Genomic DNA, 26,829 nt, shown 5'->3' on the forward strand with positions numbered 1-26,829 from the left:
GCATAGTCGAGATTGGTGCAGATGACTTCTGATATTGCGTTGTCAGGAGTCGCCTGCACATCTGGCGTTACGCCCCGTCAATTGGTGCAGTCGTCTTCTGAAAATGACAACTATCATGGAAAACATTGCGCTCATTGGTATCGATCTGGGTAAAAACTCTTTCCATATTCATTGCCAGGATCGTCGCGGGAAGGCTGTTTACCGTAAAAAATTTACCCGGCCAAAGTTGATCGAATTTTTGGCGACATGCCCCGCTACAACCATCGCAATGGAAGCCTGTGGCGGTTCTCACTTTATGGCACGCAAGTTGGAAGAGTTGGGGCATTCCCCAAAGCTGATATCACCACAATTTGTCCGCCCGTTCGTTAAAAGCAATAAAAACGACTTTGTCGACGCCGAAGCTATTTGTGAAGCTGCATCGCGTCCGTCTATGCGTTTTGTGCAGCCCAGAACGGAATCTCAGCAGGCAATGCGGGCTCTGCATCGTGTCCGTGAATCCCTGGTTCAGGATAAGGTAAAAACAACCAATCAAATGCATGCTTTTCTGCTGGAATTTGGCATTAGCGTTCCCCGAGGAGCTGCCGTTATTAGCCGACTGAGTACCATTCTTGAGGATAATAGTTTGCCTCTTTACCTCAGCCAGTTATTGCTGAAATTACAACAGCATTATCACTATCTTGTTGAGCAGATTAAAGATTTGGAATCCCAGTTGAAACGAAAGTTGGACGAAGATGAGGTTGGACAGCGCTTGCTGAGCATTCCCTGCGTCGGAACACTGACAGCGAGTACTATTTCAACTGAGATTGGCGACGGGAAGCAGTACGCCAGCAGCCGTGACTTTGCGGCGGCAACAGGGCTTGTACCTCGGCAGTACAGCACGGGAGGTAGGACGACATTGCTGGGAATTAGTAAGCGAGGTAATAAAAAGATCCGAACTTTGTTGGTTCAATGTGCCAGGGTATTCATACAAAAACTGGAACACCAGTCTGGCAAATTGGCCGATTGGGTCAGGGATTTACTGTGCCGGAAAAGCAACTTTGTCGTCACTTGTGCTCTGGCAAACAAGCTGGCCAGAATAGCCTGGGCCCTAACGGCACGACAGCAAACTTATGTAGCATAACGGCAGAAATACACCGGTTTAAAGAATTACTGATCTGGTTTTGCGAATACTGATATTGATGATACTAACGGCCCACCGGCCTGTTGAGGAACCTGTAAAACGGAAAGGCTCATTGAAGCCGTATATTTTCTGGAGGTTCATCAGGCGCGGAACTCATCAAGGCGCGGGAATAAAATCCCATTCAGACGCCGGATAGATTCAAGCAAGCCAACTTGTCGTCAAAATCGGTGTTGCAAAAACGGGAGTGACCATAGATTCCGTTTTCTGAGACGACCCCGATCAGTATTACGTTATCCCACTCCAGCCCCTTGGAACCATGCAGTGTGGAAAGGATGAAGGGATCGCAGTCAGTAGCAGCCTCGCCTGGATTCAAGATAAGGTTTAAAAACGTGCGGGAATCGATCTTACTGGAGTCAAGTAGCTCCCCGATCCTCACGACCCCTCGTTGCTGGTCGTTCGATCCAGTGCGAGTTACACCCTCAGAGCCAACACTATCAATGAAACCCTCCATACTCAGGCGTCGTAACACATCGATAGCAGGCGTTTCCTCTCCGTCTTTCTGGCAGATAGTGGCGAGCCTGCCCAGCCGATCTTTTTGGTATTGTGCGCCCTCGAATAACTGACCTAGAGCAGACCATAGGTCGGCGTGCGGAGCCATCAATCCACTGAGCGCCGCTTTGAATTGCCCTTTCTGCCATCTAAAACCAGCCTCCTTCAGAAAGCCGTAAACAATCGCTTGTTTGTTGGGATGGTTTTCCAGTAGCCGCAGATCGCCGTACACAGACAGCAAGACGCCAACTACCAGTATCCCGATTTCGGTGCGGGTGTGTAATGCGCTTGAACCATTGAGGTAGCGATAAGGTAGCCCACACAGGCGTAAAGCAATTTCCGCCTCAGCAAGGTTCGCCTTAGTGCGGGACAATATGGCTTGTGTTCCACTGCTCACCGAGAGGTTTGATAGCACCTTGGATAGGCAGTTATCAAAGTGCAATCTGACCTCTGTTTTGGGGGTGCTAGGATGACTGACACAAAGCTTGGTCAGCTTTGTAGAGTTGCGCCGAATTACCGAGTTAGCCATCAAGGAAAGCTCATGGCCAAATCTGAACGTGCATGACAGTTGAAACACCTTCGTATTCGGGTAGTGCCTTTCAAACAGTCCGCCGATAAAGTCTGGTCGAGCACCACGCCACTCATAAATACACTGGTTAACATCACCAACAGCCATAACCGACGTATCCGACTTAGATAGCAAGCGGGTCATGTCATGCTGTATCAGGTTAACGTCCTGATATTCATCAACAATGATGTGCTTGAAGTGGGCACCAAGGCTGCTGTCATTACGCAACAGTGCGACAGCCTCAATCAAACAGTCATCAAAGGTTCGCAGACTGTTTTCCTCCAGCAGCTCACAATAGCGGCCATAGGCGTGAATAAACTCCCGTTTGATGTTGCTGAACGTTGGATCATTGGCAGCATCAACAGGAGTTACGGCCGCCGCCCGGCAGCGAGCAATAAACAGCTCGAAGTTTTCAATTTCATTGGGGTCAATATAATTCGCCTCATGGTCAAAGCCATAGCGGTAGGCTTGCTTTACCAGTTGCTCATAGCGGTAGTCGCTTGGAGTAATGAGGTCTTTCTTCTTGATTATCTGTTGGCGTTCTCCGTAACCAACAATCTTTAAGGCCAAGCTGTGGAACGTGCGGATTTCTGGAATCACGCTCGACATCAGTGCCGTCTTCAAGTTCTCCGTGAAGCTCACCTGCGCCGACTTGTTGTACATCAGGATCAGAATGGAGCGAGGATCAGTTCCCGTCTTGACCAGCCGCTCAACGCGCTTTACAAGTGTGGTTGTTTTCCCGCTACCAGGTACGGCTTTTACCAACGCATGTCCGGTGTCATGGCTGACAATACTTTTCTGCTCCCAAGTCAGTCTTTTGGTCATGCCTTAACCTTGTAATTGGCGCACTGACGGGCCTCGGTGTAGGGAACGATCTTTGCCTTACTGTGACATTGCAGATAGCCATCCTCCCATCGGCCTGCTTGCTCGCACATAATGCAGTTGGGAAATAGTGAATGAGGATCGGCGTGACGGATAAAAGCTCGTAAGTTATCAGCCAGCTCAGCGGCCCCTAACGATCTAGGCCATGTGTTCACGTCAGAATTGATTGTTAAATCCACTTCAGCGAGCGGCATCGTTTGTTCGTTGAGTCGGCCGGAACCACTTAAACTCCAGACAGACATATCCACGTTACCTACTGAGCAGACGCCGCTACAGGTGTCCACAGATTGAAACGGGGGAAGCCAGTTGAATACTCTCAGGATCTTCTCCTTGATCGAGTAGGCCCCGGTAAGCAACATCTGAATATCAGAGGCAGATTGGACCTTAAACTCAAGAATCGGGATACCGGCTTCGATCTTGTCTTGAGAGCAGGGGTGTGTGACACAAATCTCTACGTAGCAACGCCTTTCGCCAGTCGTATCATACAACATCACGTCTGGTCGCAGCCCTGTGACCTTATCGTGTTTTTCCAGCTCTGCCTGATCGAAAAATTGAGTCAAGTTGTAGCGTGCAGGCACGGATTTTACGCACTGACGTGCTTCGTCTCTAACCAAGGCTAAACGAGAACCATTACAGGCAACCCGGCGCTCCAGCTCAAGGCTAATAGGCATTTCACGGCTGAGAGCTTGTTGGTAGCGATAGAAGAATGCTTCTTTGCCGCACTTGTGAAGATAGGTTTCAAGGGCACAGCATTCTTCCGAATGGCGAAAGTGCTTAGCGTTGAACTCGCCCATTACCGGGGTCAGGGGGCTCTTACAACCTGGGCAGGTGTAAGTATGTGAGCGCAGGGCAGCGCCAATGTGCGTGAGGGTGCCCTCGCCGTCTAGCGCGTAAGCGTATTGTATTGAGCTGGATTGAGTTGTCATGACTGCGTATCCTCCCAAAAAAATCCAGCTAAGAACAGACCTTACGGCAGGCAAATGGTAAGTAGTGCTTCTTGAAGCAGTCGAGTGTACAGCGGCTCAGTGAAAAAGCTAATCGCCCGCTCAACAACCTAGTGATACTGGTGCAGATTCGACAATGAGTTAATGCCCGGAGAGCATCTGCAAGACTTCTAGCTGGAAGGCATTCCAACCAGCCCTCGCTTCTGAAAAGCCGTCAGGAAACGGTAAAATCCAACCAAGTGAGCAACTTCACTTGATCAAAGATCTAAGGCTAGAATGATGGAATTCCAACCTTAGTTTGCAAATAGCCTAAACATATAACTTCCTCTGAGGATTTAAAAGAATTCTCAGATGTCTTGAAAGCTACTTTTTAAACTTTCTCATTCTGAGAAGCATATTTAATTTTGCTGCGTCTGCTCGTGCTGCTGCTACAGAAAGGGCTTTATGCAGTGAAACTACCACGACAAACAAACAGAACATCGACCAGAATCCATCCATTTCGTTTACCTAATCGTTGAGGTTTTTATTCGGGATATCTGGCTAAATAGGACTACACAGATACCCAGTTAAACCCCCCGCTTACATAACACTCCGGTTCCTCACCAGACGTTTTATTCTATCGCGGTCTGTGGTTATCAGAAGCTGCATAAACCGGTTATTTAGTCCGTTACGCGAAAATTATTGAGGATCCGGGCTGTTAAACTGTTCTTCCTCTTTCGCTTCCGGAGAAAAGGGGAGGTGTCACCCTGCGGCCGGGTAGTGAAAGGGATTTGACGTAATTCAGGCGAAGGGCGAACAAGACCGCAAAGGACGCCCGGGCGACCGGATACCTGCCGGGTTGTGCGAAGTAAAAACCGGAAGCAGTGATAACACAAACAGGCCCCTACAGCGTAAGGATTGTGATGGACGATAAAGAGCAATTTACGAATCTTGTGGCAAAGCATGCCTCCGGACTCACCGAAGAGCAGCTGGCCGGTTACGATGCCTGTTCCCTGGATGGTGAATGCGTCACGCCTTCATACGAGGTTTTCCGGGGGTATCGTACCCGCCATACCCTGGATGAATTTCTGGAGATGGCCATATCGCTGAATGCCATCCACCCGGATGAATATTTAACGGATATGCTGCTTAAGCCTCATGAGGTGATCGGCGCTCTGGCCGATGAAGGCGACCAGCTGAACAACGCCACCCCGGTTTATTTCTTCCCGGATACCGGCGTCTATGCAGCGGCCGTCAGTGAAACCCGGGTGCTCGATGCCTGGCTTTGCTGGCCATGCTACCCGGCGAACTGGTAACGCGGCCGTTGGAATTGCACCGGCAGGATACGAATTTAACCGACCCCGTGGCGGGAAGGTTATCACAATTGCATGTCCTCATCCCTCAAGCCCCCTGCCAGGCCCTAACGTGCTGTCAGGCTTCGCCTGATTCCCGATCTGCGCCGGTACTTCAGCCGATAACTTTTTGTTTTCTTTTTATTTTCTCCCCATTTCCTCAAAGTTCGCGGGCGGCGTGGACAGGGCACCATTGCCGCATGTGGGGTCTTAATAAGGGCAGGGTGGTCAGGTTTGCTCGATGCCGGGGGTAGGCCCTACCCTTTATGGGATGAGGACATGCAATTCACTAAATTAATCGACAGCACCGGTGGTGACTTATCTGTAACGGGTCAGTTTTGATACGGGGAATGTTTCAGGGTTAAGATCTGGAATCATAAAAATATACGCTCCCGTTCAGGACATACGACTTGAAATGGATAATGCCATTAAAGGAATTCCAGCCTTTCGTCGATAACAGTTTCTGACCATCGCCATAACCATGTCATGGAGGAGACTAACCGTGTTTCAGAGGTGAGCTGGTGCCTGGCAAAACATACAAACTCAAATATCAGGAAGCGAGTTTAGTTGTTTATAACATGCAGCCGTGTAACTGATTAGGTACCGGCAAAAGGAGGAAATAATGTTTGAAAACTACGTTTGTAAAATCTATGTAAGCAATGATCCTCATTTTAGTAGCCATCTCGAAGCAACTGCGTTTGGTTTCGATAATGGTCAGCAGCAAAAGATTCTCACCGCAGCCCATGTTGTTACCAATGCTCTTGGAAAAATTTATCCCGTCAGCAATACACTTAAACTTTACGTCAAATTTCTTAACCATCAAGGACTGGTGAACGAAGAGCCTGTTCTAGTCGATTTCATTCTCAATGAGGCTAATGACAGGGCAGACTTTAAAGACGGCATTCCGTTTGTTGACAGTGCAGAAATCGTATTACCAGCTGGAATACAACAGCCTGTAAGTAGTTACTTTAAGGTCCTGGCTCCCGCAGCTGGCATGGGTACATTGGGTGTCGGATATCCAATGAATGAGACAACAATTTCGACATTCCCTGGTGAAGTTTCAGGCATTTGGCCTTTAAATTGCTCAAATCATTCTCCCCAACATCTCACAACTCGCTTTGTAATAGCACATTTCAACACCGATGGTTGCTCTGGTGGACCCTATGTCGTCTCCGAGAATGACGAGCATTTTGTCATTGGAAGTCTGGTTGGAATAATGTCTGGAACCTGCCCAGATTCAAATCTACACATGTCTGTTCAGTCCGCTACTGATTTTTAGCAAAGTCAGTTCCAAAATGACGCTGGCACGATAGTTATTTTGGGTCTGCCCGATATGGCGTCTGCCCTTACTAACAGCAACAGCATTGAAACTGACAAACATGAACTCGAAAGTGCCACAATAGTAAGTCATGATTTCTTCATCACTTTTATGGTGCTCTTTTTCACCTATCACACAGCAAGTTATGAATACGAGGCCTGTAATGGACGCTACCGAAACTGAAGAGCTCGAAAAAATTCGCAAGAAGGCAATGGATGAAGTTACAAGTGCTCTTCAGGCGCTTGAAAATAAGTTCCCGGGTATTACTGAGGGCGCAGCAGCTTTGGCGGGGTCAGGCGTAGGCGCAGCGGCTTCCTTCGGTGCTCTCTATACGCTTGGTACAACGGGAGTGTCAGCAGCAGGCATAACCTCCGGGCTCGCTACAGCAGGGTCTATCGTCGGTGGCGGTATGGTTGCAGGCATTGCGGTATTGGCCGCACCTGTAGCTGTGTTAGGGATTGGCGGGTACGCGATAGTGAAACACAAAAAAAATGCGAAACTGACAGCCGCCCTTAGTCAGGCCATCCAAAAGCTCTACGAAGTTCAGGAAAGGTTGATGTCGAATGCGGAATATTTTAAGGCAGAAATTGCTGGCATCAAGGCAACAATCGACATGCTTACTAAGAAAGCTCCAAAAGGTAGCCTGGTCGCGGTGAGGTAAACACATGAGTCAGTCTCCTTATGATGATGAGTTCAGGGCCATCCGTTATATTCAGCTCCGTGGTCAGGATATCGCGAACGCTCACGAGACAATTAACAGTGATATAGAGAGCCTTAAGGCACAGTTGACCGGGCTAATCAGCGGCACTGAACTTGATGAAGCGGAGCATCTGGCGCTTAAAGAACATCATCTGCGAGAAATGACCCCTTCAGATACTGCCATGCATTCTACTGGTCTCAAGACTATATATAGCGAGGCTAACCAGCGTGTATGCGGTGATATTGGACTGGCCACAATACTCTCCACGGATGACTTGGCTGTTGTAGATGCCCGGATCCAGAATCATATTAAAGAATTTAATGATCGCTACGCACTCGACGCCTGGGATTATGCTATTGCCTGCGGATGCGGGCTCATAGCATCCATGCTGGATTTACTTTGCGTCAGAGCCCCGCCAAAACCTACGGTGAGCTTTACGGCAGAAGTGGATGGTATTTTCAATAAACAGGTGCAGAAAGCCTTCAATGCCATTTTGCCGGAGGACCTGAGTACAAAACTCTCAGATTTGTTCCCTATAGGGGCACCAGACAGTTCGATCAGCAGCGATTTAGTGGGTGCGGCCGGTGGCGTTTTGTCTCCCACAAATCACCGCTTAAGAGCTTTGTCACACGATCCCGTACTGGGCATTATTTTCGGTATAAAGGATATGCTGAACGGGACCTGTACGGTGGTTCAGAATGGACAGATCGTGGTTTATCCTTCCAGTAAAGGCGTTACAGACGAAACCAATATTTTCAGGCTCATCGCCAGAATGTTTGGACACCTGGCATCGGATGTTAATGCCCCCTCAGCAAAAGGAAACCGTGGCATGGGGTTACCGGCTCCTTTTATGGGGCTACTTCGTATGCTTGAGGGGATCCCTGTGGGGAGTTCTAACTTCGGCAAACAAATAGAGTACATGTATGTCAACGGGTATGACTTTCGTCAGTTTATCGTGACAAGTATTCCGATGAGCATAATGGAAGTTTTGATGCGGGTTTTCTATGTGGCGAAACAGGTATCGCTGGGAAAAGGAGCTTTTGGGGAGACCTTACTGGATACCATGCCGTTGCGGCTAAATCCACGCTTCCGGATGATGCTTGCCCTGGGTTATGGAACTTCCAGTGCTGTTAACGCAGGTAAAATGTATATCACCGGCAATATTCTCAATGCGAATTACGCCTCCTGGATGGGGTTGGCCTGGAATGGTTTTCACTCACTCAAGTGGTCCCTTTATCAGCGACACTTAAAGCTTTGGGCCGGTATTGAAAAGGCAGAACTGGAACGGCTTCAGAACAATATAGACAGCATCGAGGCATTGACCATCAGAGCAGGAAACTTGCCAGTCAAGTAACATTCACCGGAGCACCTCCGGAACCCCATAGCCCACCAGCTGCTAAAAATGTCTGCCTTTGCTTTTAATACTCTCTCTGCCTCCTCCCCGAGGCAGAGAGTAGCTCGTAGTTATTTATACAGCTCACAACAGGGCCATAAGATACTCCGCTTCTCGTTTACCGATGATCCTGATCTGTCAGCTCTCTTACCGGATGCTGTACGAGCGTAACGGCTTATTATTGATAGTTCTCTCATATCAAACCTCATAAAGATTTATGCTGCCACTTAGTAACAGCCTAAAGGTTGTACTCTCTATTTAACAGCTTTTAGGCTGTTAATTTGATATTACAGCTTTTAGGGTGTATGTTTAGAAAACAGCGTACAAGGTGTATCAGAGGAACTACTGAGGCCAGCTTATGATCAATAATGATTACCCGTTAAACACGCTCAACCAGTTGCGTCCCTTGCTCATTGGTTTTCGCAAGGCGAATGGCCTGACGCAAAAAGACCTGTCCGAAAGGTTAGGGGTCACTCAACAGACATACTCACGTCTGGAAGCCAACCCTGCCAGTGCGAGCATTGAACGGCTATTCAAGGTGTTTTCTATCCTGGGCGTAAAAATCAGCTTCTCCTCGACAACCGCCTCTTCAGAGGGGAAGCAGACGGAAGAAATGCTTAAATCAAACTCACCTGCACGACAGGAGAAATGGTAACGATATGAGCCGGAAACAGCAGCGTCTGGCAATCTGGATGAACGGAATCAAAGTCGGATACTGGGAAAAAAGTAAAGGGGTAGACAGCTTACAATACCTTCCTGACTGGAGTGCAGACGAACAGGGAAGGCCGCTGTCATTGTCCCTTCCTTTTACTCCCGGGAACCAGGTCTGGCGTGGAAATGTGGTACGTGACTATTTTGATAATTTACTCCCGGACAGCGAAGGCATACGCAGACGTCTGGCAATGCGTTACAAGGCCGATAGCCTGGAGCCTTTTGATCTTCTGACGGAGCTGGGAAAAGACTGCGTGGGCGCGATACAGCTGCTTCATGACGGAGATGAACCCACAGATTTATATTCCGTGAAGTATCACCCGCTTACTGAATCAGAAATTGCGGCAACTTTGCGTAATACCACGGAGACATTGCTACCGGGCAGGCCAGAAGATAACGACGACTTACGTTTATCTATTGCCGGTGCTCAGGAGAAAACAGCCCTACTGTGGCATGAAGATCGGTGGTGTATGCCGGAGGGTAATACACCAACGACGCATATATTCAAGCTACCGCTCGGACTTGTGGGGAACATGAAAGCCGACATGCGCTCGTCGGTTGAAAATGAATGGCTCTGCTCGGTACTTCTCGAACAGTACGGGCTCCCCGTGGCAAGAACGCAGATTGCTCACTTTGAAGATCAGAAAGCGCTGGTGGTAGAACGTTTTGACCGAAAATGGTCAGGAAACGGACAATGGATCATTCGTTTACCCCAGGAGGATATGTGTCAGGCCCTGGGCATTTCGCCATTACGAAAATATCAGGCGGACGGCGGGCCAGGTATATCGGAAATTATGGAAGTTCTGAGTAATTCAGACCGTGCTGAGCGTGACAAAGCGCAGTTTTTTATGACGCAGATAGTTTTCTGGATGATGGCCGCAACAGATGGCCACGCTAAAAATTTCAGTATTTCTATTGGGCCACAGGGACGTTATCACCTTACACCACTCTATGATGTGTTGTCGGCATGGCCGGTGATCGGTCATGGGAACAATCAGATATCCTGGCAGAAGTGCAAACTGGCGATGGCCGTACGTGGCAGTAGCAACTATTACCAGATATATCGAATACAACGACGCCACTGGATCAGGCATGGTGAGATAACCGGCCTGAGTAAACAGCAGACAGAGGCGATGATAGAGGAAATCATCGCCAGAACCCCGGGTGTCATTGAACGTGTTAGCGGGCTTCTTCCGGACCAGTTCCCCCAGCAGCTTGCGGAAAGTATTTTTGATGGAATGAGGCAGCAATGCAGGCGCCTGGCTGAGAAATGACAGCCGCAATTTATAGTGTGCATGTTTTCAGAATAGCTGATGTAAGCGTGAGGATTCAGTATGACTGAAGAACAAAAAAGAATAGAGCGGGCTATTGAGTTGGCTTGTCGTTACGGCGGAACCGATGAAATGCATCATCTGCAATGGGTCGTGGATCAGATGGTAAGAGAACTTGCTGGAGAACGTTATGCACAGATTGTAGCAGATGCCACCAGCGGAGAAGATGGGCCTGATACTTACAAATGGAGTGTTGGGATCGCGCCTTAGCATCTGTCAGTCTGGGGATGAAAACGTACTTAACATCCAGCGAATTCCCAGACTTCACATTAAGACTAGAGTAACGGCCGCAATCACGTGAGAGAAAAAAATGGCAATTTTAGCAATCATTGCAGTTATCGCCCTGGGTGGGTACGCCTGCGGGTTTATTAAAGCCCGTGAGCTGAGCGCTTTGCGTAAAGAAATGAAACTATACGTGGATCGCATGGAAGCGGCGGAGCTGGACTTACACGCAATCAGAAGTGTAGCGGAGCACCGGTTGCACGGTGCAGGTAAACAGTTTGCCGACCTTTACAGCCGTATCGACGGTGCAACTGTGACGCTGACACCCGAAGATCAGCTGTTACTGGCAACGATGCCATTTAATATTCAGGATGTAGAAGACATCGTAAACGAGCGCGGTCCAAAGACAATTAGCGGCCGTCCATTCTGGGAAGTTGAGCCAGGCCCGCATGACTATGAATATGGCCCGCAATATCCGTATTTCCCAGACCAGCGCTAGGAAGAGATCAAGATGAGAGAGCCAAGACCCCGCCATACCTTGCAGGTCATTCGAGTGCCTTCTCTGGAGGTTCAGGATCTGGGGCTGACCAGCTTTGATAGCTGGCTTGACGAGAACGGTTATGACAAAACGAATGCCAGAAATAACCGTACCATCTGGGCGAGAGAAGGCGGATGGCATCTGAAACGTTGCAGAAATCTGGAAACTGGCACGGACGATTTCTGGTTTATCGCTTTCGATGGTAAAGGCGGAAAGATATACCCGCTGAAAACCCAAAGAGACTACCGGGCTGCATATCGTAAGCTGGAAGCAGAAGGTTATGCACCTGCGGTCATCGAGCAAATGACCACAGGCGCAGCATATAACCTGGCCTATCCACGTTCCACCCTAAAACAAGCTGAGACGGCCACCAGCGAACCAAAGCGGAAACCTGACGTAGATATCCAGGGTGAGCACTGCGAGCGCGTAGTGACGCAACGTAGTGGCGTGGCACAGGGTAAATTTAAAGCTCTGCTCATCGAGAATTTCGCGGGCCGTTGTGCGGTAACCGGTTGGGTTAATGGCGGTGTCCTGGATGCGGCACACATTGAACATGGAACCCGGTACAATCCGTCTAATGGCATCCTGATGACTCCAACAATGCATGCTCTGTTTGATGCCGATCTTATGGGCATAGATCCGGCCACCCTGACCGTTCATTTTAAGCCAGGCATTGAGCTGGGCGAGCTGTTTGAAGGCCGTAAAATCACACCGCTGGTGTACGATCTGGACTTAGAGCGGCTGGCCGTACGCTGGGCAGGATACCAGGGCCTGGCTCATGAACAATGATGGGTTACAGCCGGGATGTGTGAAAACCCGTCAGTGAAACCTGCATGCGCCATACCTTTAAATTTAAACTCAAGAGCCAGGCTCAAGATAAAACCGAAATGAAAAGGTAAAATCCGGTGCACCAGATCTCTTAGGTTTAATACCTGAGCCGGTATACTGGCAGGCGCAGGCATGTGGGTATTATCCAGTCCATACATCTCCACACAGTGTTAACCGCAACATTTAAAGTTCAATAAGGACGGTTTCAATTTTATGTATAAAACAGCATTAGTGATGATTATCGGGATCCTCGGATGCAGTAAAGCATTTGCAGCCACTGAATTACAGCTCCAGCAAAAACGCGTTATGCAGTTCTGTGCCAACGCCAGTCTTCCATTGTTAGTTGCGGGTACAACGTACGCGAATACGTCTGACAACGGGCGACCAGAAAAAGAAAGATTGGCAATCCTGAAAAATTCAGTTGCAAGCTCGACAGCTTATAAAATGGCATCTCCCGGAGTTCAGATTGCCATGATGAGCGTGGTGGAAGATATTGCCGATCCGAAAGAATTAGCTCTACATCAAAAAGAAGTTAGACGTCTTGGGGCTAGTTATCTTTCCGACAGCGGTGTTTCATGGGCTTCAAAAACTGTTTCACCATTTACAGCCTGGTGTAACTTTAACCGTTTAGAAAGTTAAGGCTGGCAAGGCGGTTCCTGTTCAGGAAAGTTACTTTCCGTGCGGGGACCGTAAGATACAGATAAAGCTTAAGGCCTTTGAATTTCTGGAAAGCATTTGAAAATTTCATTGCGCTTGTCTGATATGAAACAGCCCCTGCATTTCTGCAAAGGCTGAAAGAGTGTGTACGGACTTTGGAAGGAGTGATGATATACGCCTGAGCCATCCCATCACCGCAGACAGGGTAATTAACCCTGACTAAAGCTTTCACCTATTCCGTCGCTCGCAAGCGGCTTTCGCACACTAACGAAGGTATGGCCTTTCGTCGGTGTTAAATTTTTCAAACTTTGCTTACTTTGTCAAGGAAGGTGACCGCAGTAGTAGGCACAACTACTTTAATCTGTATGAATAATAAGGTAGAACCGGCCAGTGAATGAATGCTTTCCCTGAAATCAGGCGGACAACCTTCAGGAATATTGATAGCAAGACTGAATCTCTCGCTGCGGCGATAAACATTTCGCCATAACCCTGAACGAGAGTGGTTCATCCATCATATACAGGAGCGTTACATGCGCAAATTTAAGTACATAATCTGTCACCAGTGCGAAGGCCACGGGACCATGGAAAACCCGGCCTTTGAAAATGGATTCACCCAATCAGAAATGGCTGAGTGGGAGCCAGAAATGCGTGAAAAGTATTTTGCCGGAGCATTTGATGTTCGCTGTGACGTTTGTGCCGGTGACGGTAAGCTCAGCGTACCAAACGTAGCGGCTATGTCTTTTTCAGAACGACGGGTTCTGGCAGCACGGCGGCGTGATGAGCGTCTTCAGGCTGCTGATGAACGGCTGTCCCGCCAGGAACGAGCAATGGGGTACTGAGGTGTTACAGCAAAGATGAAAATGACGAAGCCAAAACCGGTAAGCCGGATGAAAAGACCGTTTATTAGTGAGCTTGCAGAGCTGGGTTTATCGGGTGAAATTCTTTCAATTCGAACTGACGGCATGCAGGGGACGCTCATACCCGATCTTACCGCAGGGGTGAGTGAAGCAGGCCGTGTGAAAACCGGCAACTGGGTAATCTCTGACAAGAGAACCTTCGACCATGTCGTTCTGTGTGTTGAAAGACAAGATGAGAACCATGATGTGTACGTAGGTAAATTCATCCAGTTACATGTAGCCGCTAATAAGAGCCTTAAGATCGTCGAAATGGGCGATGTGAAACTGGTGGCCATAACCAGCTCGATTCCTACCACTTTTAATGGTGGGATAAAGAGATACAAAGGGGTTACGTATGTGTCACTTTCCCAAACAGCTCAAACCACTATCGACTTCCCGAAGCGTATCTACAAAGAGGGCCAGGAATGTACTTCTGTCACCAGTCCTGACCAAGGTCCTTTCGCCCGGGATGTTAGGTTGAATTGCTACGGGCGATGTGTTGTCACCGGCGTAAGGTCCCCCTGGCGTACTGAGGCCGCGCACTTAACGCCACGTCATGAAGAAGGCATTCCCGACGTAACGAACGGAATTTTACTTCGCCGTGATATCCATACACTGTTCGACAATGACCATTGCGCCATAAACCCTGACACTATGAAAATTTACTTCAGCCGGGAGGCCCGGGAGTTGGATGATGATCTCCTGAAATGGCATGGGAATGAGATAGAGACGACACGCATGCAGGTTCCGGTTAACATCGAAAACCTTCGGATACGATGGCAAAAATTTAAGGCTAAGGATCGTCAGCGTAAATAAAGCCATAAGCTGAACCACGGCGAGGATTAGTCTTGTTCACTAAATGACAGCGAGAGATTAAATGCAAACCCAAAAAGATATTACAGTTGGCCAGATCTGGGAAGAAGTGGATCCAAGACTGATCCGGAAAGTGCGAGTTGTTGAGGTGGCCTCGTTAGAAGGGCCCAAAGGCATCCTAATCGAAAACGTGGAGTCTGGTCGTAAGAACTGGGCGTCGTCATCCCGCTTTAATGGAAAGCGTGGAGGGTATCGTCTTATTTCCTGAAGGTTTTGCCAATATGGGAAACTGAAGAGGTTGAAACCATCCCGGTGAGGGAGCATATCTGGTAAAGAAGAGTCTTTAAAAAGGTTTTACGCGACCTGGGATAATAAACGGGAAAACGATACCCAAAAAAAGAATACAGCGATGATAACGATAAGGAATGGTAAGGGCTTCAATATTTTGAGAAATGACCTGGCTTCCTTTGCATCTGCATTTCTAATCAAACTGTCCACATAGGGATCACAGCTCTTAGGTTCTGAATTTTTCATATGTTCTGTACCTGAAATTGATTCCGTATGAGAAAAGGCCACCGAAGTGGCCTCTATCAAAACTGGTGGCAAAAGTTAGATCAGGAAATCATCAAGACTTTTACCGGCTGCAATTTGTTCTGCCAGAGCTTTGGGGGTACGGCCCTGTCCAGTCCACGTTTTTGTTTCGCCATTTTCATCAGTAAATGAGTATTTGGCCGGGCGTGGTTCACGGCTTTTCTTGGTAGCCGTAGATTTGGCCTGGAATGAGCCAAGCAGCTCTTCCGGGTTGATACCATCTTCTTCCATTAACTTACGCAGGGCGTCAAGTTTCTCCTGACGAGCTTGCAGTTCGGCAGCTTTGGATGATTCTTCCTGACGACGCTCATCAACAATGACATTAAGCTTTTCGAGGATTTCCTCAAGTACTTCTAAAGGCAGCTCGCGGCCCTGGGCGCGAAGAGTACGAATATTGTTTAACGATTTGAGTGCTTCAGACATACGACCTCACTTTCTAATTCTTTGATAAGGATTTACTTAATCATAATACACTCTATAAGGAAAAAGATGCCAGCTTTATGTCTTCAGGTACAAAGATATCTTGCTAAGAATACTCCTTATCTTCCTTGTGCAGACTGTTTCGTGCTTTCGATGTTGTTCATGAGTCTTAAAATCTGCTCACTGTTTAGGGTACTCATGCTGTAAATCATCAAGAAGGAAGCGCAGAACAACATAAGCAATCGGAAAAGGAAACCATGCCAGTGACAGGCCATATATGGCGGAGATAAACATAGGGTAATTTAACTCACTTACAAAATTCGCTTCATTGTATTGTTGAATCGAAATGGCAGAAGCAAAAATTATAATTAAAGTAAGAAAAATCCACTCTAGCCATCTCTTTTTATAACAAGCATAAGCGAAAGCTGTAGGGTAAAAAATAAAGCAAAAAATTCCAGCTGCAATTACGTTCATAAAAGTAACTTTCCTGATAGCGCAGTTATTTTTCGAATGCAGCATCATGAACAACTGCCATAACATTGATGATTGGCTTTCTTTTTCTGAAGAACCTTCCGCGCGGCAAAGTTTCTCCCGCTTTGAGACGATAAAGCCAGAAAACATAAGCCGGAGGAACATTGCTGTCAAAAATATCTGAACAAGTTTGAACTGTGATGCCTACTGTATTGTCTTTCCTCATCTCTTTAAAAGTGCCTTGCAATGCAGCGGATAACGTCATTTTTAAGAAACCTTTTTCTGTTTGAACGGATAGACTTGACTTAGCTGGCTTGACTGTAATGTTTGCCACTAAAGATCCCTCGTTCTGAGGATGCAGGCACTACAAAGTTACCGTCAGGTCTAATCATACGAGTTTGGATGAAATTTTTGCCGGATTTGGTTTTTTCAACCTGGTGCTCGATCTTCCATTCTTCTTTGACGGGACCGGATGACAAATGAACTAGAACCGGTACTTTTTTACGTGTTCTATCCAGAACAATACAATTTGATTTATCCGTATCAACGCTTCCCTGAAGAGTATTCAAAGAGCAATTATCATATCCCTCAACCGGAACTGCATTACCTTGGATATCAATTTTGAATCCTCCAGCTATTACAATTTCGGGTGCATTATCATTTAAAGTCTCGTCATAGGCAGCATCAACTACATCGCAAGCAGTAAGAGTAAGTGACGATGCCACAGCAAGACACAATAAAGAAAATCTGTTTTTGAGCATATTTGAGACCTTTTATAAAAATAAAATAACAGGAGAATTGTATCATTAACAGTCTAGTTCTAACGACTACCACTTTTAAGTATGTATTGAGCCAGTTTTATATTCAGGCACACCATATTGCACTCTAGGGAAGGTGCGAATAAGCAGGTCATTTCTTCCCAAGCTGACTCGCTGATTAAAATTTCGCGGATCTGGGCCGATTTTTTTCCCGCAAACACATCGAATCAGCCTATTTAGGCTATTTTTTCCACCATTTCTGGCGTTATTTCCGGTTTTTACTGAGATCTCTCCCACTGACGTATCATTTGGTCCACCCGAAACAGGTTGGCCAGGGTGAATAACATCGCCAGTTGGTTATCGTTTTTCAGCAGCCCCTTGTATCTGGCTTTCACGAAGCCGAACTGCCGCTTGATGATGCGAAACGGGTGCTCCACCCTGGCACGGATGCTGGCTTTCATGTATTCGATGTTGATGGCCGTTTTGTTCTTGCGCGGATGCTGCTTCAAGGTTTTTACCCTGCCGGGACGCTCGGCGATCAGCCAGTCCACATCCACCTCGGCCAGCTCCTCGCGCTGTGGCGCTCCTTGGTAGCCGGCATCGGCTGAGACAAATTGCTCCTCTCCATGAAGCAGATTACCCAGCTGATTGAGGTCATGCTCGTTGGCCGCGGTGGTGACCAGGCTGTGGGTCAGGCCACTCTTGGCATCGACACCAATGTGGGCCTTCATGCCAAAGTGCCACTGATTGCCTTTCTTGGTCTGATGCATCTCCGGATCGCGTTGCTGCTCTTTGTTCTTGGTAGAGCTGGGTGCCTCAATGATGGTGGCATCCACCAAAGTGCCTTGGGTCATCATGACGCCTGCTTCGGCCAGCCAGCGATTGATGGTCTTGAACAATTGACGGGCCAGTTGATGCTGCTCGAGCAGGTGGCGGAAATTCATGATGGTGGTGCGATCCGGCAGGGCGCTATCCAGGGATAATCGGGCAAACAGGCGCATGGAGGCGATTTCGTACAGGGCATCTTCCATGGCACCGTCGCTCAGGTTGTACCAATGCTGCATGCAGTGAATACGCAGCATGGTCTCCAGCGGATAGGGCCGTCGGCCATTGCCCGCCTTGGGATAAAACGGCTCGATGACAGCGGTCATATTCTGCCATGGCAGAATCTGCTCCATGCGGGAGAGGAAAATCTCTTTTCGGGTCTGACGGCGCTTAGTGCTGAATTCACTATCGGCGAAGGTGAGTTGATGGCTCATGATGTCCCTCTGGGATGCGCTCCGGATGAATATGATGATCTCATATCAGGAACTTGTTCGCACCTTCCCTAGCTCTTTCATCATCCTAGAAGAACTCTTAATTAAGTATTCTTCAAGTGGGCCAGCATATGCCCCTGATGTCACGATCGTTAGTTGCGTAAGAGGATGAGTCAAACTCTCAATGCCCTTCAGGATGTCATTCTGGACAGCAGCAATATAAACAGGCGAAGCCGCAATCAAATATTCATCATTCGGACTGGACTGCATTAACTGGCTTATAGTTGCGCAACGGTTATGCTTTCCTAGTGATTTTGTGATGGCTTTCCACCAGAGATCATGCCTGAATGGTACTTGATGAAATGTCGCCTCGTAAGAGGGCACCCGATCTCGACTATTTAAAAACCCCATCCCGGCAGAGATTATCCACAACTCCAGATTTCTGGTTGAGTTTAAAATTTCCTTTGCCGTAGACCAGTGATTACCTGAATACAAGGACAATGCCGGTACCGCCTGATTACTTCTGGCGTCGTCTACAATGTTACTCCAGGCATATGCTGCGTCGTCCGGGGTTTGTTTTGGATCTATGTCCAATGTCGGCCAGACGTGGCCCTGATGATTCTTGCCCTTTGTACAGGAAGTGATTAAGTGTACTGAGCGTTCAGAGAACATTATCTTCCTTACATACCCATAGAACAGCTTTCTAAGAACGGTGGGCTCGCCTGAAAATTACAAATCAGCCCCTTTCACGGCATCATTTTGATTCTTCGCGTCTGCCCCCAGTAAGATGACCGGTTTTCTGCATGACAGTGTTATTCCTAACAAACGCAACACAAAACCACGCCAGCCAGAGCAAATTTTTTCATTTGCTGCGTAAAGCCTATTGTTTTCTCTTTTAAGCTTCGCCCACTCGTTACAGAGGGTAACATCATCAAGCGCTGTTATATGCTTCGCCTCACCTTCGACGATAACGGTATGGATACCGTATGCTGTAAATCTCATACTATTTTCCAGAACCCAGTTGCGGTATTCGTTGAGTCCACCTTCGGAACCGGTAGCTCTGCGCCACATTTCAATTTGCTTGTGTGATGGGTCAAGTGTACTTGTCATTGAAGCCTCGTCTCAGCGATAACGCTTGAAATAGCCCGCTTTGGTCAAAATGAAATTAGCCATCTGACTGGCGATTTGATTGTATCTTACTCATAGTGCCCAACCTATAGGTTAAAAAGGGGCATTTTCGCTTTATAGCGTGTTCAACATCATCAATCATCCCAAGAAAGGCTGGCTTATTAAGCCGGTCCATCATTTTCTGTATATCTCTCATCAATTTTTATATCCGGCCTGAAGTGCACCGTTCAAGCACACCGATCAGGCAGTTAGTCACTAGTTAACTCTTTACTAGAGACTAAATTCCATTGATTTACGTGACAACGTCACGTCATTAAGGTTTGCAAATGCCTAATTTTCATACTATGGGATTTAATTAGGAGTAAATCCCACAGGTTTACATAAAGCTGACATTTAAAAGTGTTAAAAATCAATCAGATAGAAAGAAAAGGCTCTCCGGAAGAACTCTTCTCATTATTTCGCCGCCCGGGGTTATTGCTGACAGATCTGAAAGTGCTAATATGTTAGTCATTAGTAATTAGTAAAGCCTTTACTAAACGCGTTTCTACGTAAATTCTATTGGTTTTAGAGGGTCCTACTGTCCGAAGACAATAAAGTTGTACACAAAGCACTAAAGTTGTAACCATTCTCAAAAAACGACGCTAATGTTGTATGCTTACTGAATGTGTGGTTATAGGGTTGGAGACTATAAAATGCACATATAGGTACGTATCAATGTCGTTTTTTGGGTACGATCATGGGTAGGGGTAGGCGTCTCAAATCCTATTTGGATTATGAAAATGCGCTAGGTGACGGCATAGGAGTGGGCTATGGCCAAAGTTATCAGCCCTGGCTTAGAGCTCAGGACGTTAAATCCCGTGGAAACCGTTCGATAGTCTTTGGCCTTAAGACGTTTCGAAACCATCATCATGGGGTTTGAGGGCCAATGATGTAAAAAACCACGCTAAGGAGATAATTCATTGTTTAAATTGAGATTTAACGGCCTCAATTCCCCCTTCATAATATCCTCCGGTAGTGTGAACGTATAATGTCCCAGCATGTTGATATGACCGTGCATCAGAGGCGAAAGCCGCGCGATATGTTCATCCTCTGGCCCTTCCCCGATGCTGCGCAGGTGCGACAAGGCTTCCTGCATATAAAGCGTATTCCACAGCACCACTGCGTTTGTCACCAGACCCAGCGCACCCAACTGATCTTCCTGCCCCTCGCGGTAACGTTTTCTGATCTCGCCACGCTGACCGTAGCAGATGGCTCTTGCAACGGCATGGCGGCCTTCACCCCGGTTCAACTGTGTTAGGATCCGGCGACGATAGTCCTCATCATCAATATAGTTGAGAAGATACAGTGTCTTGTTAACTCTTCCGACCTCCATTATTGCCTGAGCAAGCCCTGACGGTCGGGTACTTCTCAATAGCGATCGAATGAGTTCTGACGCATGAATAGTGCCCAGCTTCAGCGAACCGGCAACCCGCATCATCTCATCCCAGTGGCTTTCGATTTTAGAAAGGTCAACACAACCCCGCGCCAGTTTGTCCAACGCCCCGTAATTCGCTGCTTTGTCGGCCCGCCAGAACACAGCCTCACCCGCATCCGCCAGACGAGGTGAAAATTGGTATCCCAGTAGCCAGAACAGGCCAAAGATAATGTCACTGGTACCTGCTGTGTCCGTCATGATTTCAACCGGGTTTAGTCCCGTTTGTTGCTCAAGTAGCCCTTCCAGCACAAAGATGGAATCCCGCAGTGTTCCAGGAATCACTATGCCATGAAAACCCGAATATTGGTCAGAGACAAAGTTGTACCAGGTGATGCCGCGCCCTGAACCAAAGTATTTTCTGTTGGGGCCAGAATTCACCGTTTTCACTGGCGTGACAAAACGCATACCATCAGCGGAGGCTACCTCCCCGCCCCCCAGTATCCTGCCAACGCTAACGAGGACTGAAAATCAACCAGCCGCGCATTGGCGCTAACCAGCGTTTCTGCTCGGATGTAGTTCTGTTTCACCCAGCTCAGACGATGGCGAGTCAGTGCAGGGATATTGTGCTTGATCAGCGGCTCATGTCCGATATTGCAGGCCTCAGCCAGCATCACCGCACACAGGCTTATATGCAGATCCTGCGCACGGGCACCTGACTCGCTGACATGGCTGAATTCACGGGTGAAGCCAGTTCTGGCGTCAATCTCGAGCAACAGTTCTGTCAGGTCAACGGGTGGAAGCAATTGTCTGACTCGGCTGCTCAGTTGTATCAGCGCCGGTGGTTCATCCAATTTATCCAGGCTGCTGATGGTCAGCGAAGGATGTTTACCTTCATTGCAGATGTCCACGGCGGTATTGCGATCAAAACGTGATGCCACCGTTTTCCAGGTTTCATCTAACTGAGCGGCCAATTGCTCCGATGCTTTACTGCCATTAGTGGGGTGACCCAATGCCCGGCAGACTGGAACCCGCTGCGCCTGCCATTCCTCCCCCTGAAGAAGTTTTTGGCGCGGATCACCCCAACGATCGCTGTTTTCCAACCAGATGTCACGACGGCGTAGCGCATCCTGAAGTCGCTCCAGCAGACACAACGAGTAACCTGCTCGCTGTATCCGACCGTCAGCATCGTACACCAGGCGTTTCCAAGGGCCTGAAATGATATGTTCAGGTGCATCGTCCAGGATCCGTTTTTTCGAGCCGTTTAGCTCTGCCAGGTAATGGATGGCAGCCAAGGTATGTTCACCGTCTGGGGCCGCACGGAAGTGCAGATCGCGCAGTAGTGCGGGCAAAAAACGCCTTACCCGTCCGTATTGCTCCACCATTTCATCCTGAAAGTTTGTATCCTGGGGGCGGGCCAGTTCATTCACTTTTTCCACGGACTCTGCCAGTCTGGCGACAGACACACTGCTGAATATGGTCTTTCGCAGCAAATCATCGGCGGTATCTTCATCAAGTAAAAGTGCGCATGCCCGCGCCAGCAGCAACGCCGCGCGGTCAAGATCCTTGAGCGTCCTAAGTCGCTTTTTCTGCCCGGTTTTCTTCGCCTCCCGGGTAATATTGAGGATCAGCATATCCAGCACGTCAACGGCCTCGTCCAGCGCCGAGATTTCTTGCGCTTTCACGAATGCGGTAAGGATCGCCAGCCGCCGTTCTTCTGGCATTCTGCTGATATATTTCACCGATGCCATTCCGGCATAGCGTGCCAGATTGCGGAGCTGTATGGCGGGCAGCCCAGTGAAATTCAGACAGGAAAACTCCAGGCTGCGCAGGCGAGTGTAACGTTCAAGTGCTTCAGTGAACGCGGGGCCGCTGATAGTGACAGGGCCTCTTTTTAGGTGCTCCATCACTGAGAGTCGCTGTCCTTCGGGGATTTCAAGTAACCCAGCCAGTTGTGCGGTCTGCCAACGGTTTGGCAGCGCGGCCAATTTTCGCCACAAGCGGCGGGTCGCACGCTCACGGATTTCACCAATGACTCTCGTCAGGGTGGATGCGGCTGGCAACAACACTTTATTTTGAAGCAACCACGCGGTGGCAAAATCGAACATCAGTCCGGGGCGTTCATTACTGAGCCATGCACGGGTATACAGCAATCGCTTCAGTCTGAACGACCACGGGAAATCACCGAAATCATGATAGCTATAGTGCTGCCTGATAAGCCCGTGGTGCTCCCAACGTGTGTTTTCCCTTTGAGCATAGCGGGAAATGATCTCTGGATAGCGGATGTTAAGTTGCCTTGCGACATAAAACTGGACACCGGGCGGTATTTGCATGAGATCGGACAAGAAGGTTCCCAGAAAGCGGGCAGTTGTGAGTTGAAGGGCAATTCCCAACCGGTTATGCCTGCCCCTACGCAGGTTGATGAAAGGGCACTGTTGCAAAGTTAGCGATGAGGCAGCCTTTTGTCTTATTCAAAGGCCTTACATTTCAAAAACTCTGCTTACCAGGCGCATTTCGCCCAGGGGATCACCATAATAAAATGCTGAGGCCTGGCCTTTGCGTAGTGCACGCATCACCTCAATACCTTTGATGGTGGCGTAAGCCGTCTTCATGGATTTAAATCCCAGCGTGGCGCCGATTATCCGTTTCAGTTTGCCATGATCGCATTCAATCACGTTGTTCCGGTACTTAATCTGTCGGTGTTCAACGTCAGACGGGCACCGGCCTTCGCGTTTGAGCAGAGCAAGCGCGCGACCATAGGCGGGCGCTTTATCCGTGTTGATGAATCGCGGGATCTGCCACTTCTTCACGTTGTTGAGGATTTTACCCAGAAACCGGTATGCAGCTTTGCTGTTACGACGGGAGGAGAGATAAAAATCGACAGTGCGGCCCCGGCTGTCGACGGCCCGGTACAGATACGCCCAGCGGCCATTGACCTTCACGTAGGTTTCATCCATGTGCCACGGGCAAAGATCGGAAGGGTTACGCCAGTACCAGCGCAGCCGTTTTTCCATTTCAGGCGCATAACGCTGAACCCAGCGGTAAATCGTGGAGTGATCGACATTCACTCCGCGTTCAGCCAGCATCTCCTGCAGCTCACGGTAACTGATGCCGTATTTGCAGTACCAGCGTACGGCCCACAGAATGATGTCACGCTGAAAATGCCGGCCTTTGAATGGGTTCATGTGCAGCTCCATCAGCAAAAGGGGATGATAAGTTTATCACCACCGACTATTTGCAACAGTGCCGGCCGAATGTCTGCAGCTCGGTGAATCGGACTTTACGCATGGAGATCTCCTCAGAGGACATAATTAGTATGTCGGAGGATCTCTAAAAGTGAATGGTTCGTTTTGCAGGGATACTTACATGGGGAAACAAGATGAAACTTGAATATATACAGATAAATTAGTGGTCTGGGCGTTCTCGTCAGAAGCAAACAGCCTGCTTGCAAAAACAAGCGCTGGCAATGGCTTGGCAGGGCCGAGGTTGCCCGGGAGGTATAATTTTCCATTCGGACCAGGGAACCCAATATTGCAGCCTGCCGTACCGGATTCTGGCCGCTCAATATGGAATGATGCTCAGCATGAGCCGCAGCGGGAACTGCTGGGATAATGCTTTGCAGAATGACTGTTCCGCAGTCTGAAATCGGAGTGGATACCACGGGGTGGTTATCGGGACAGGACTGAAGCTGCTGGCGATATTGTTCAGTATCAAGGGGTGAGTCCCGAGAGGCGAGACAAGTCAAGGGCGCAGGCTGCGATGCGCAGCACGACATAGCCGGTATTTCCCTGCGGTGCCCCACAAGTATCAATGAAAGCCTCCAACGCGAGCCATTCGCGAGAGCCTTGAGTCCACGCTAAATCTATCTTATCTGCGCAGGGCAGAATGTGAAGACGGCCGCCCTGGCTCTTGCCCGCCAGGCGCACGAGGCGGTGGAAAGGGGGAGGGGATGTTGTCTATATGGCTCTGCTGTAGTGAGCGGGTTGCGCTCCGACAGCGGTCCTGATCAATCGTCACCCTTTCTCGGCCCTTGAATGTTCCTCGCAACGAGCCTCCTTTTCGCCAATCCATCGACAATCACCGCGAGCCCCAGCTCGAACACTGCGTCCGGACCGGCTTCGTCGAAGGTGTCTATCACGGCCCGCAACAACGGAGCCTGTTCAATGGTGCCGCCGCGCTCACCGGCATCGCTGTCGCCGGCCTGCTCCTCAAGCACGGCCCCAACAGTGAAGTAGCTGATTGTCATCAGCGCATTGACGGCGTCCCAAGCCGAAAAACCCGCCTCGCAGAGGAAGCGAAGCTGCGCGTCGACCACTTCCATCTGCGGTGCGCCCGGTCTCGTGCCAGCATGGATACGCGCGCCATCGCGATAAGCGAGCAGCGCCTGCCTGAAGCTGCGGGCATTCCCGATCAGAAATGAGCGCCAGTCGTCGTCGACTCTCGGCACCGAATGCGTATGATTCTCCGCCAGCATGGCTTCGGCCAGTGCGTCGAGCAGCGCCCGTTTGTTCCTGAAGTGCCAGTATAACGCCGGCTGCTGAACCCCCAACCGTTTAGCCAGTTTGCGTGTCGTCAGAGCCTCTACGCCGACCTCATTCAACAGGTCCAGGGCGACACGGATAACTGTATTAGGCTGCAACTTTATCATGCTTGACACTTTATCACTGATAAACATAATATGTCCACCAACTTATCAGTGATAAAGGATCCGTGAGTTCTATCGGACCAGCGGAGGCTGGTCCGGAGGCCAGCGGAGGCTGGTCCGGAGGCCAGACGTGAAACCCAACAGACCCCTGATCGTAATACTGTGCACTGTCGCGCTCGACGCTGTCGGCATCGGCCTGATTATGCCGGTGCTGCCGGGCCTCCTGCGAGATCTGGTTCACTCGAACGACGTCACCGCCCACTATGGCATTTTGCTGGCGCTGTATGCGTTGATGCAATTTGCCTGCGCGCCTGTGCTGGGTGCGCTATCGGATCGTTTCGGCCGGCGGCCGGTCTTGCTCGTCTCGCTGTCCGGCGCCGCTATCGACTACGCCATCATGGCGACGGCGCCTTTCCTTTGGGTTCTCTATATCGGGCGCATCGTGGCCGGCATCACCGGGGCGACTGGTGCGGTAGCCGGCGCCTATATTGCCGATATCACAGATGGGGATGAGCGCGCGCGGTACTTCGGCTTCATGAGCGCCTGTTTCGGGTTCGGGATGGTCGCGGGACCTGTGCTCGGTGGGCTGATGAGCAGTTTCTCCCCCCATGCTCCGTTCTTCGCCGCAGCAGCCTTGAATGGCCTCAATTTCCTGATGGGCATTTTCCTTTTGCCGGAGTCGCACAAAGGCGAACGTCGACCATTACGCCGGGAGGCTCTCAACCCGCTCGCTTCGTTCCGGTGGGTCCGGGGCATGACCGTCATCGCCGCCCTGATGGCTGTCTTCTTCATCATGCAACTCGTCGGACAGGCGCCGGCCACGCTTTGGGTCATCTTCGGCGAGGATCGCTTTCATTGGGACACGAGCTTGATCGGCATTTCGCTTGCCGCATTTGGTATTCTACATTCACTCGCCCAGGCAATGATCACCGGCCCTGTAACCACCAGGCTCGGCGAAAGGCGGGCACTCATGCTCGGAATGATTGCCGACGGCGCAGGCTACATCCTGCTTGCCTTGGCGACAAGGGGATGGATGGCGTTCCCGATTATGGTCCTGCTTGCTTCGGGTGGCATCGGAATGCCGGCGCTGCAAGCAGTGTTGTCCAGGCAGGTAGATGAGGAACGTCAGGGGCAGCTTCAAGGATCTCTTGCGGCGCTCACCAGCCTGACCTCGATCGTCGGGCCCCTCCTCTTCACGGCGATCTATGCGGCCTCTATAACAACGTGGAACGGGTGGGCATGGATTGCAGGTGCCGCCCTCTACTTGCTCTGCCTGCCGGCGCTGCGTCGCGGGTTTTGGAGCGGCGTAGGGCAACGAGCCGATCGCTGATCGTGGGAACGATAGGCC

At 49.5% G+C, this 26,829-nt stretch carries 26 protein-coding genes and 3 pseudogenes; 16 read left to right on the forward strand and 13 right to left on the reverse strand.

What is annotated here, in order from left to right; all coding sequences use genetic code 11:
• Positions 1-115: 115 nt before the first annotated feature.
• Positions 116-1,120: an IS110-like element IS4321 family transposase gene (locus tag ACQG2Q_RS20485; RefSeq protein WP_000427623.1), complete on the forward strand. Its 1,005-nt coding sequence runs from the start codon at positions 116-118 to the stop codon at positions 1,118-1,120.
• Between the two features lie 181 nt (positions 1,121-1,301).
• On the opposite strand, the gene ACQG2Q_RS20490 is transcribed toward ACQG2Q_RS20485, so the two are convergent.
• A complete protein-coding gene (locus tag ACQG2Q_RS20490) occupies positions 1,302-3,062 on the reverse strand; it encodes an ATP-dependent helicase (protein ID WP_031942310.1) in 1,761 nt (586 codons plus the stop codon).
• Positions 3,059-4,045: a hypothetical protein gene (locus ACQG2Q_RS20495; RefSeq protein WP_000211823.1), complete on the reverse strand. Its 987-nt coding sequence runs from the start codon at positions 4,043-4,045 to the stop codon at positions 3,059-3,061. Before ACQG2Q_RS20495 ends, ACQG2Q_RS20490 begins: the two co-directional genes overlap by 4 nt.
• A 920-nt stretch (positions 4,046-4,965) precedes the next feature.
• Between ACQG2Q_RS20495 and ACQG2Q_RS20500 the strand changes: the two genes are divergently transcribed.
• The 12 genes from ACQG2Q_RS20500 to ACQG2Q_RS20555 all read left to right on the forward strand — a co-directional run bounded on the left by ACQG2Q_RS20500 (position 4,966) and on the right by ACQG2Q_RS20555 (position 14,804).
• A complete protein-coding gene (locus tag ACQG2Q_RS20500; protein WP_000341066.1) occupies positions 4,966-5,358 on the forward strand; it encodes a hypothetical protein in 393 nt (130 codons plus the stop codon).
• A 658-nt stretch (positions 5,359-6,016) separates the two neighbouring features.
• Positions 6,017-6,673: a trypsin-like serine protease gene (locus ACQG2Q_RS20505; protein WP_426759262.1), complete on the forward strand. Its 657-nt coding sequence runs from the start codon at positions 6,017-6,019 to the stop codon at positions 6,671-6,673.
• Positions 6,674-6,875: 202 nt separating this feature from the next.
• Positions 6,876-7,373, forward strand: a complete 498-nt coding sequence (locus ACQG2Q_RS20510; RefSeq protein ID WP_000340139.1) for a membrane protein — start codon at positions 6,876-6,878, stop codon at positions 7,371-7,373.
• Between the two features lie 4 nt (positions 7,374-7,377).
• Complete coding sequence (locus tag ACQG2Q_RS20515) at positions 7,378-8,766, forward strand: hypothetical protein (protein WP_000083579.1); 1,389 nt, start codon at positions 7,378-7,380, stop codon at positions 8,764-8,766.
• Positions 8,767-9,166: 400 nt separating this feature from the next.
• Positions 9,167-9,460, forward strand: coding sequence for a helix-turn-helix transcriptional regulator (locus ACQG2Q_RS20520; RefSeq protein WP_012477377.1), 294 nt, complete (start codon positions 9,167-9,169; stop codon positions 9,458-9,460).
• A gap of 4 nt (positions 9,461-9,464) precedes the next feature.
• A complete protein-coding gene (locus ACQG2Q_RS20525; RefSeq protein ID WP_000088044.1) occupies positions 9,465-10,790 on the forward strand; it encodes a type II toxin-antitoxin system HipA family toxin in 1,326 nt (441 codons plus the stop codon).
• A 60-nt stretch (positions 10,791-10,850) separates the two neighbouring features.
• A complete protein-coding gene (locus ACQG2Q_RS20530) occupies positions 10,851-11,057 on the forward strand; it encodes a hypothetical protein (protein WP_000134171.1) in 207 nt (68 codons plus the stop codon).
• A 100-nt stretch (positions 11,058-11,157) separates the two neighbouring features.
• On the forward strand, positions 11,158-11,568 hold the full coding sequence (locus tag ACQG2Q_RS20535) for a hypothetical protein (protein ID WP_000985909.1): 411 nt from the start codon (positions 11,158-11,160) through the stop codon (positions 11,566-11,568).
• Positions 11,569-11,580: 12 nt separating this feature from the next.
• Positions 11,581-12,396 (forward strand): HNH endonuclease signature motif containing protein, encoded by an 816-nt coding sequence (locus tag ACQG2Q_RS20540; protein WP_001641519.1) that lies wholly within the window; start codon positions 11,581-11,583, stop codon positions 12,394-12,396.
• A 252-nt stretch (positions 12,397-12,648) separates the two neighbouring features.
• The gene (locus ACQG2Q_RS20545; protein WP_000278471.1) at positions 12,649-13,074 is read left to right on the forward strand and encodes a hypothetical protein; all 426 of its coding nucleotides are present in this window, start codon (positions 12,649-12,651) and stop codon (positions 13,072-13,074) included.
• A 548-nt stretch (positions 13,075-13,622) separates the two neighbouring features.
• Positions 13,623-13,931: a hypothetical protein gene (locus ACQG2Q_RS20550; RefSeq protein ID WP_001224686.1), complete on the forward strand. Its 309-nt coding sequence runs from the start codon at positions 13,623-13,625 to the stop codon at positions 13,929-13,931.
• A gap of 15 nt (positions 13,932-13,946) precedes the next feature.
• Positions 13,947-14,804: an HNH endonuclease signature motif containing protein gene (locus ACQG2Q_RS20555; protein ID WP_000784387.1), complete on the forward strand. Its 858-nt coding sequence runs from the start codon at positions 13,947-13,949 to the stop codon at positions 14,802-14,804.
• 606 nt (positions 14,805-15,410) lie between these two features.
• Here ACQG2Q_RS20555 and ACQG2Q_RS20560 read toward each other — a convergent pair.
• The 8 genes from ACQG2Q_RS20560 to ACQG2Q_RS20595 form a co-directional block, all read right to left on the reverse strand.
• Entirely contained in the window at positions 15,411-15,815 is a 405-nt protein-coding gene (locus tag ACQG2Q_RS20560; protein WP_001287391.1) for an H-NS family nucleoid-associated regulatory protein, read from the reverse strand.
• A gap of 177 nt (positions 15,816-15,992) precedes the next feature.
• Positions 15,993-16,286: a hypothetical protein gene (locus ACQG2Q_RS20565; RefSeq protein ID WP_001100635.1), complete on the reverse strand. Its 294-nt coding sequence runs from the start codon at positions 16,284-16,286 to the stop codon at positions 15,993-15,995.
• A 25-nt stretch (positions 16,287-16,311) separates the two neighbouring features.
• The gene (locus ACQG2Q_RS20570; protein ID WP_223152485.1) at positions 16,312-16,617 is read right to left on the reverse strand and encodes a hypothetical protein; all 306 of its coding nucleotides are present in this window, start codon (positions 16,615-16,617) and stop codon (positions 16,312-16,314) included.
• Entirely contained in the window at positions 16,589-17,044 is a 456-nt protein-coding gene (locus ACQG2Q_RS20575; RefSeq protein ID WP_000916941.1) for a hypothetical protein, read from the reverse strand. The genes ACQG2Q_RS20570 and ACQG2Q_RS20575 overlap by 29 nt, the downstream gene beginning before the upstream one ends.
• A 75-nt stretch (positions 17,045-17,119) precedes the next feature.
• Positions 17,120-17,338, reverse strand: a complete 219-nt coding sequence (locus ACQG2Q_RS20580; RefSeq protein ID WP_306307795.1) for a hypothetical protein — start codon at positions 17,336-17,338, stop codon at positions 17,120-17,122.
• Entirely contained in the window at positions 17,320-18,300 is a 981-nt protein-coding gene (locus ACQG2Q_RS20585; protein ID WP_000019450.1) for an IS5-like element ISKpn26 family transposase, read from the reverse strand. Before ACQG2Q_RS20585 ends, ACQG2Q_RS20580 begins: the two co-directional genes overlap by 19 nt.
• Positions 18,301-18,345: 45 nt before the next feature.
• Positions 18,346-18,969 carry a hypothetical protein gene (locus tag ACQG2Q_RS20590; protein WP_000490639.1) on the reverse strand — a complete coding sequence of 208 codons (624 nt, stop codon included), beginning with the start codon at positions 18,967-18,969 and terminating at the stop codon, positions 18,346-18,348.
• Positions 18,970-19,026: 57 nt separating this feature from the next.
• Complete coding sequence (locus ACQG2Q_RS20595; RefSeq protein ID WP_001371925.1) at positions 19,027-19,407, reverse strand: hypothetical protein; 381 nt, start codon at positions 19,405-19,407, stop codon at positions 19,027-19,029.
• A gap of 754 nt (positions 19,408-20,161) precedes the next feature.
• On the opposite strand from ACQG2Q_RS20595, the pseudogene ACQG2Q_RS20600 reads away from it, so the two are divergent.
• Positions 20,162-20,332: pseudogene (locus tag ACQG2Q_RS20600) on the forward strand (TnsA endonuclease N-terminal domain-containing protein); the annotation flags it as partial.
• Between the two features lie 36 nt (positions 20,333-20,368).
• Here the strand turns inward: ACQG2Q_RS20600 and ACQG2Q_RS20605 are convergent.
• Both ACQG2Q_RS20605 and ACQG2Q_RS20610 read right to left on the reverse strand, forming a co-directional pair.
• A pseudogene (locus tag ACQG2Q_RS20605) lies at positions 20,369-23,262 on the reverse strand (Tn3 family transposase); the annotation flags it as partial.
• 54 nt (positions 23,263-23,316) lie between these two features.
• Positions 23,317-24,021 (reverse strand): IS6-like element IS26 family transposase, encoded by a 705-nt coding sequence (locus ACQG2Q_RS20610; protein WP_001067855.1) that lies wholly within the window; start codon positions 24,019-24,021, stop codon positions 23,317-23,319.
• Between the two features lie 254 nt (positions 24,022-24,275).
• On the opposite strand from ACQG2Q_RS20610, the pseudogene ACQG2Q_RS20615 reads away from it, so the two are divergent.
• Positions 24,276-24,479 (forward strand): annotated as a pseudogene (locus tag ACQG2Q_RS20615) (DDE-type integrase/transposase/recombinase); the annotation flags it as partial.
• A gap of 363 nt (positions 24,480-24,842) precedes the next feature.
• Here the strand turns inward: ACQG2Q_RS20615 and tetR are convergent.
• Positions 24,843-25,484 (reverse strand): tetracycline resistance transcriptional repressor TetR, encoded by a 642-nt coding sequence (tetR, locus tag ACQG2Q_RS20620; RefSeq protein WP_013851373.1) that lies wholly within the window; start codon positions 25,482-25,484, stop codon positions 24,843-24,845.
• Positions 25,485-25,611: 127 nt separating this feature from the next.
• Between tetR and tet(A) the strand changes: the two genes are divergently transcribed.
• Entirely contained in the window at positions 25,612-26,811 is a 1,200-nt protein-coding gene (gene tet(A), locus ACQG2Q_RS20625) for a tetracycline efflux MFS transporter Tet(A) (RefSeq protein WP_031942321.1), read from the forward strand.
• Positions 26,812-26,829: the final 18 nt, after the last annotated feature.

It is taken from the genome of Enterobacter cloacae complex sp. 370H10 (genome assembly GCF_050031535.1).
Taxonomy (GTDB): Bacteria; Pseudomonadota; Gammaproteobacteria; order Enterobacterales; family Enterobacteriaceae; genus Enterobacter; species Enterobacter intestinihominis.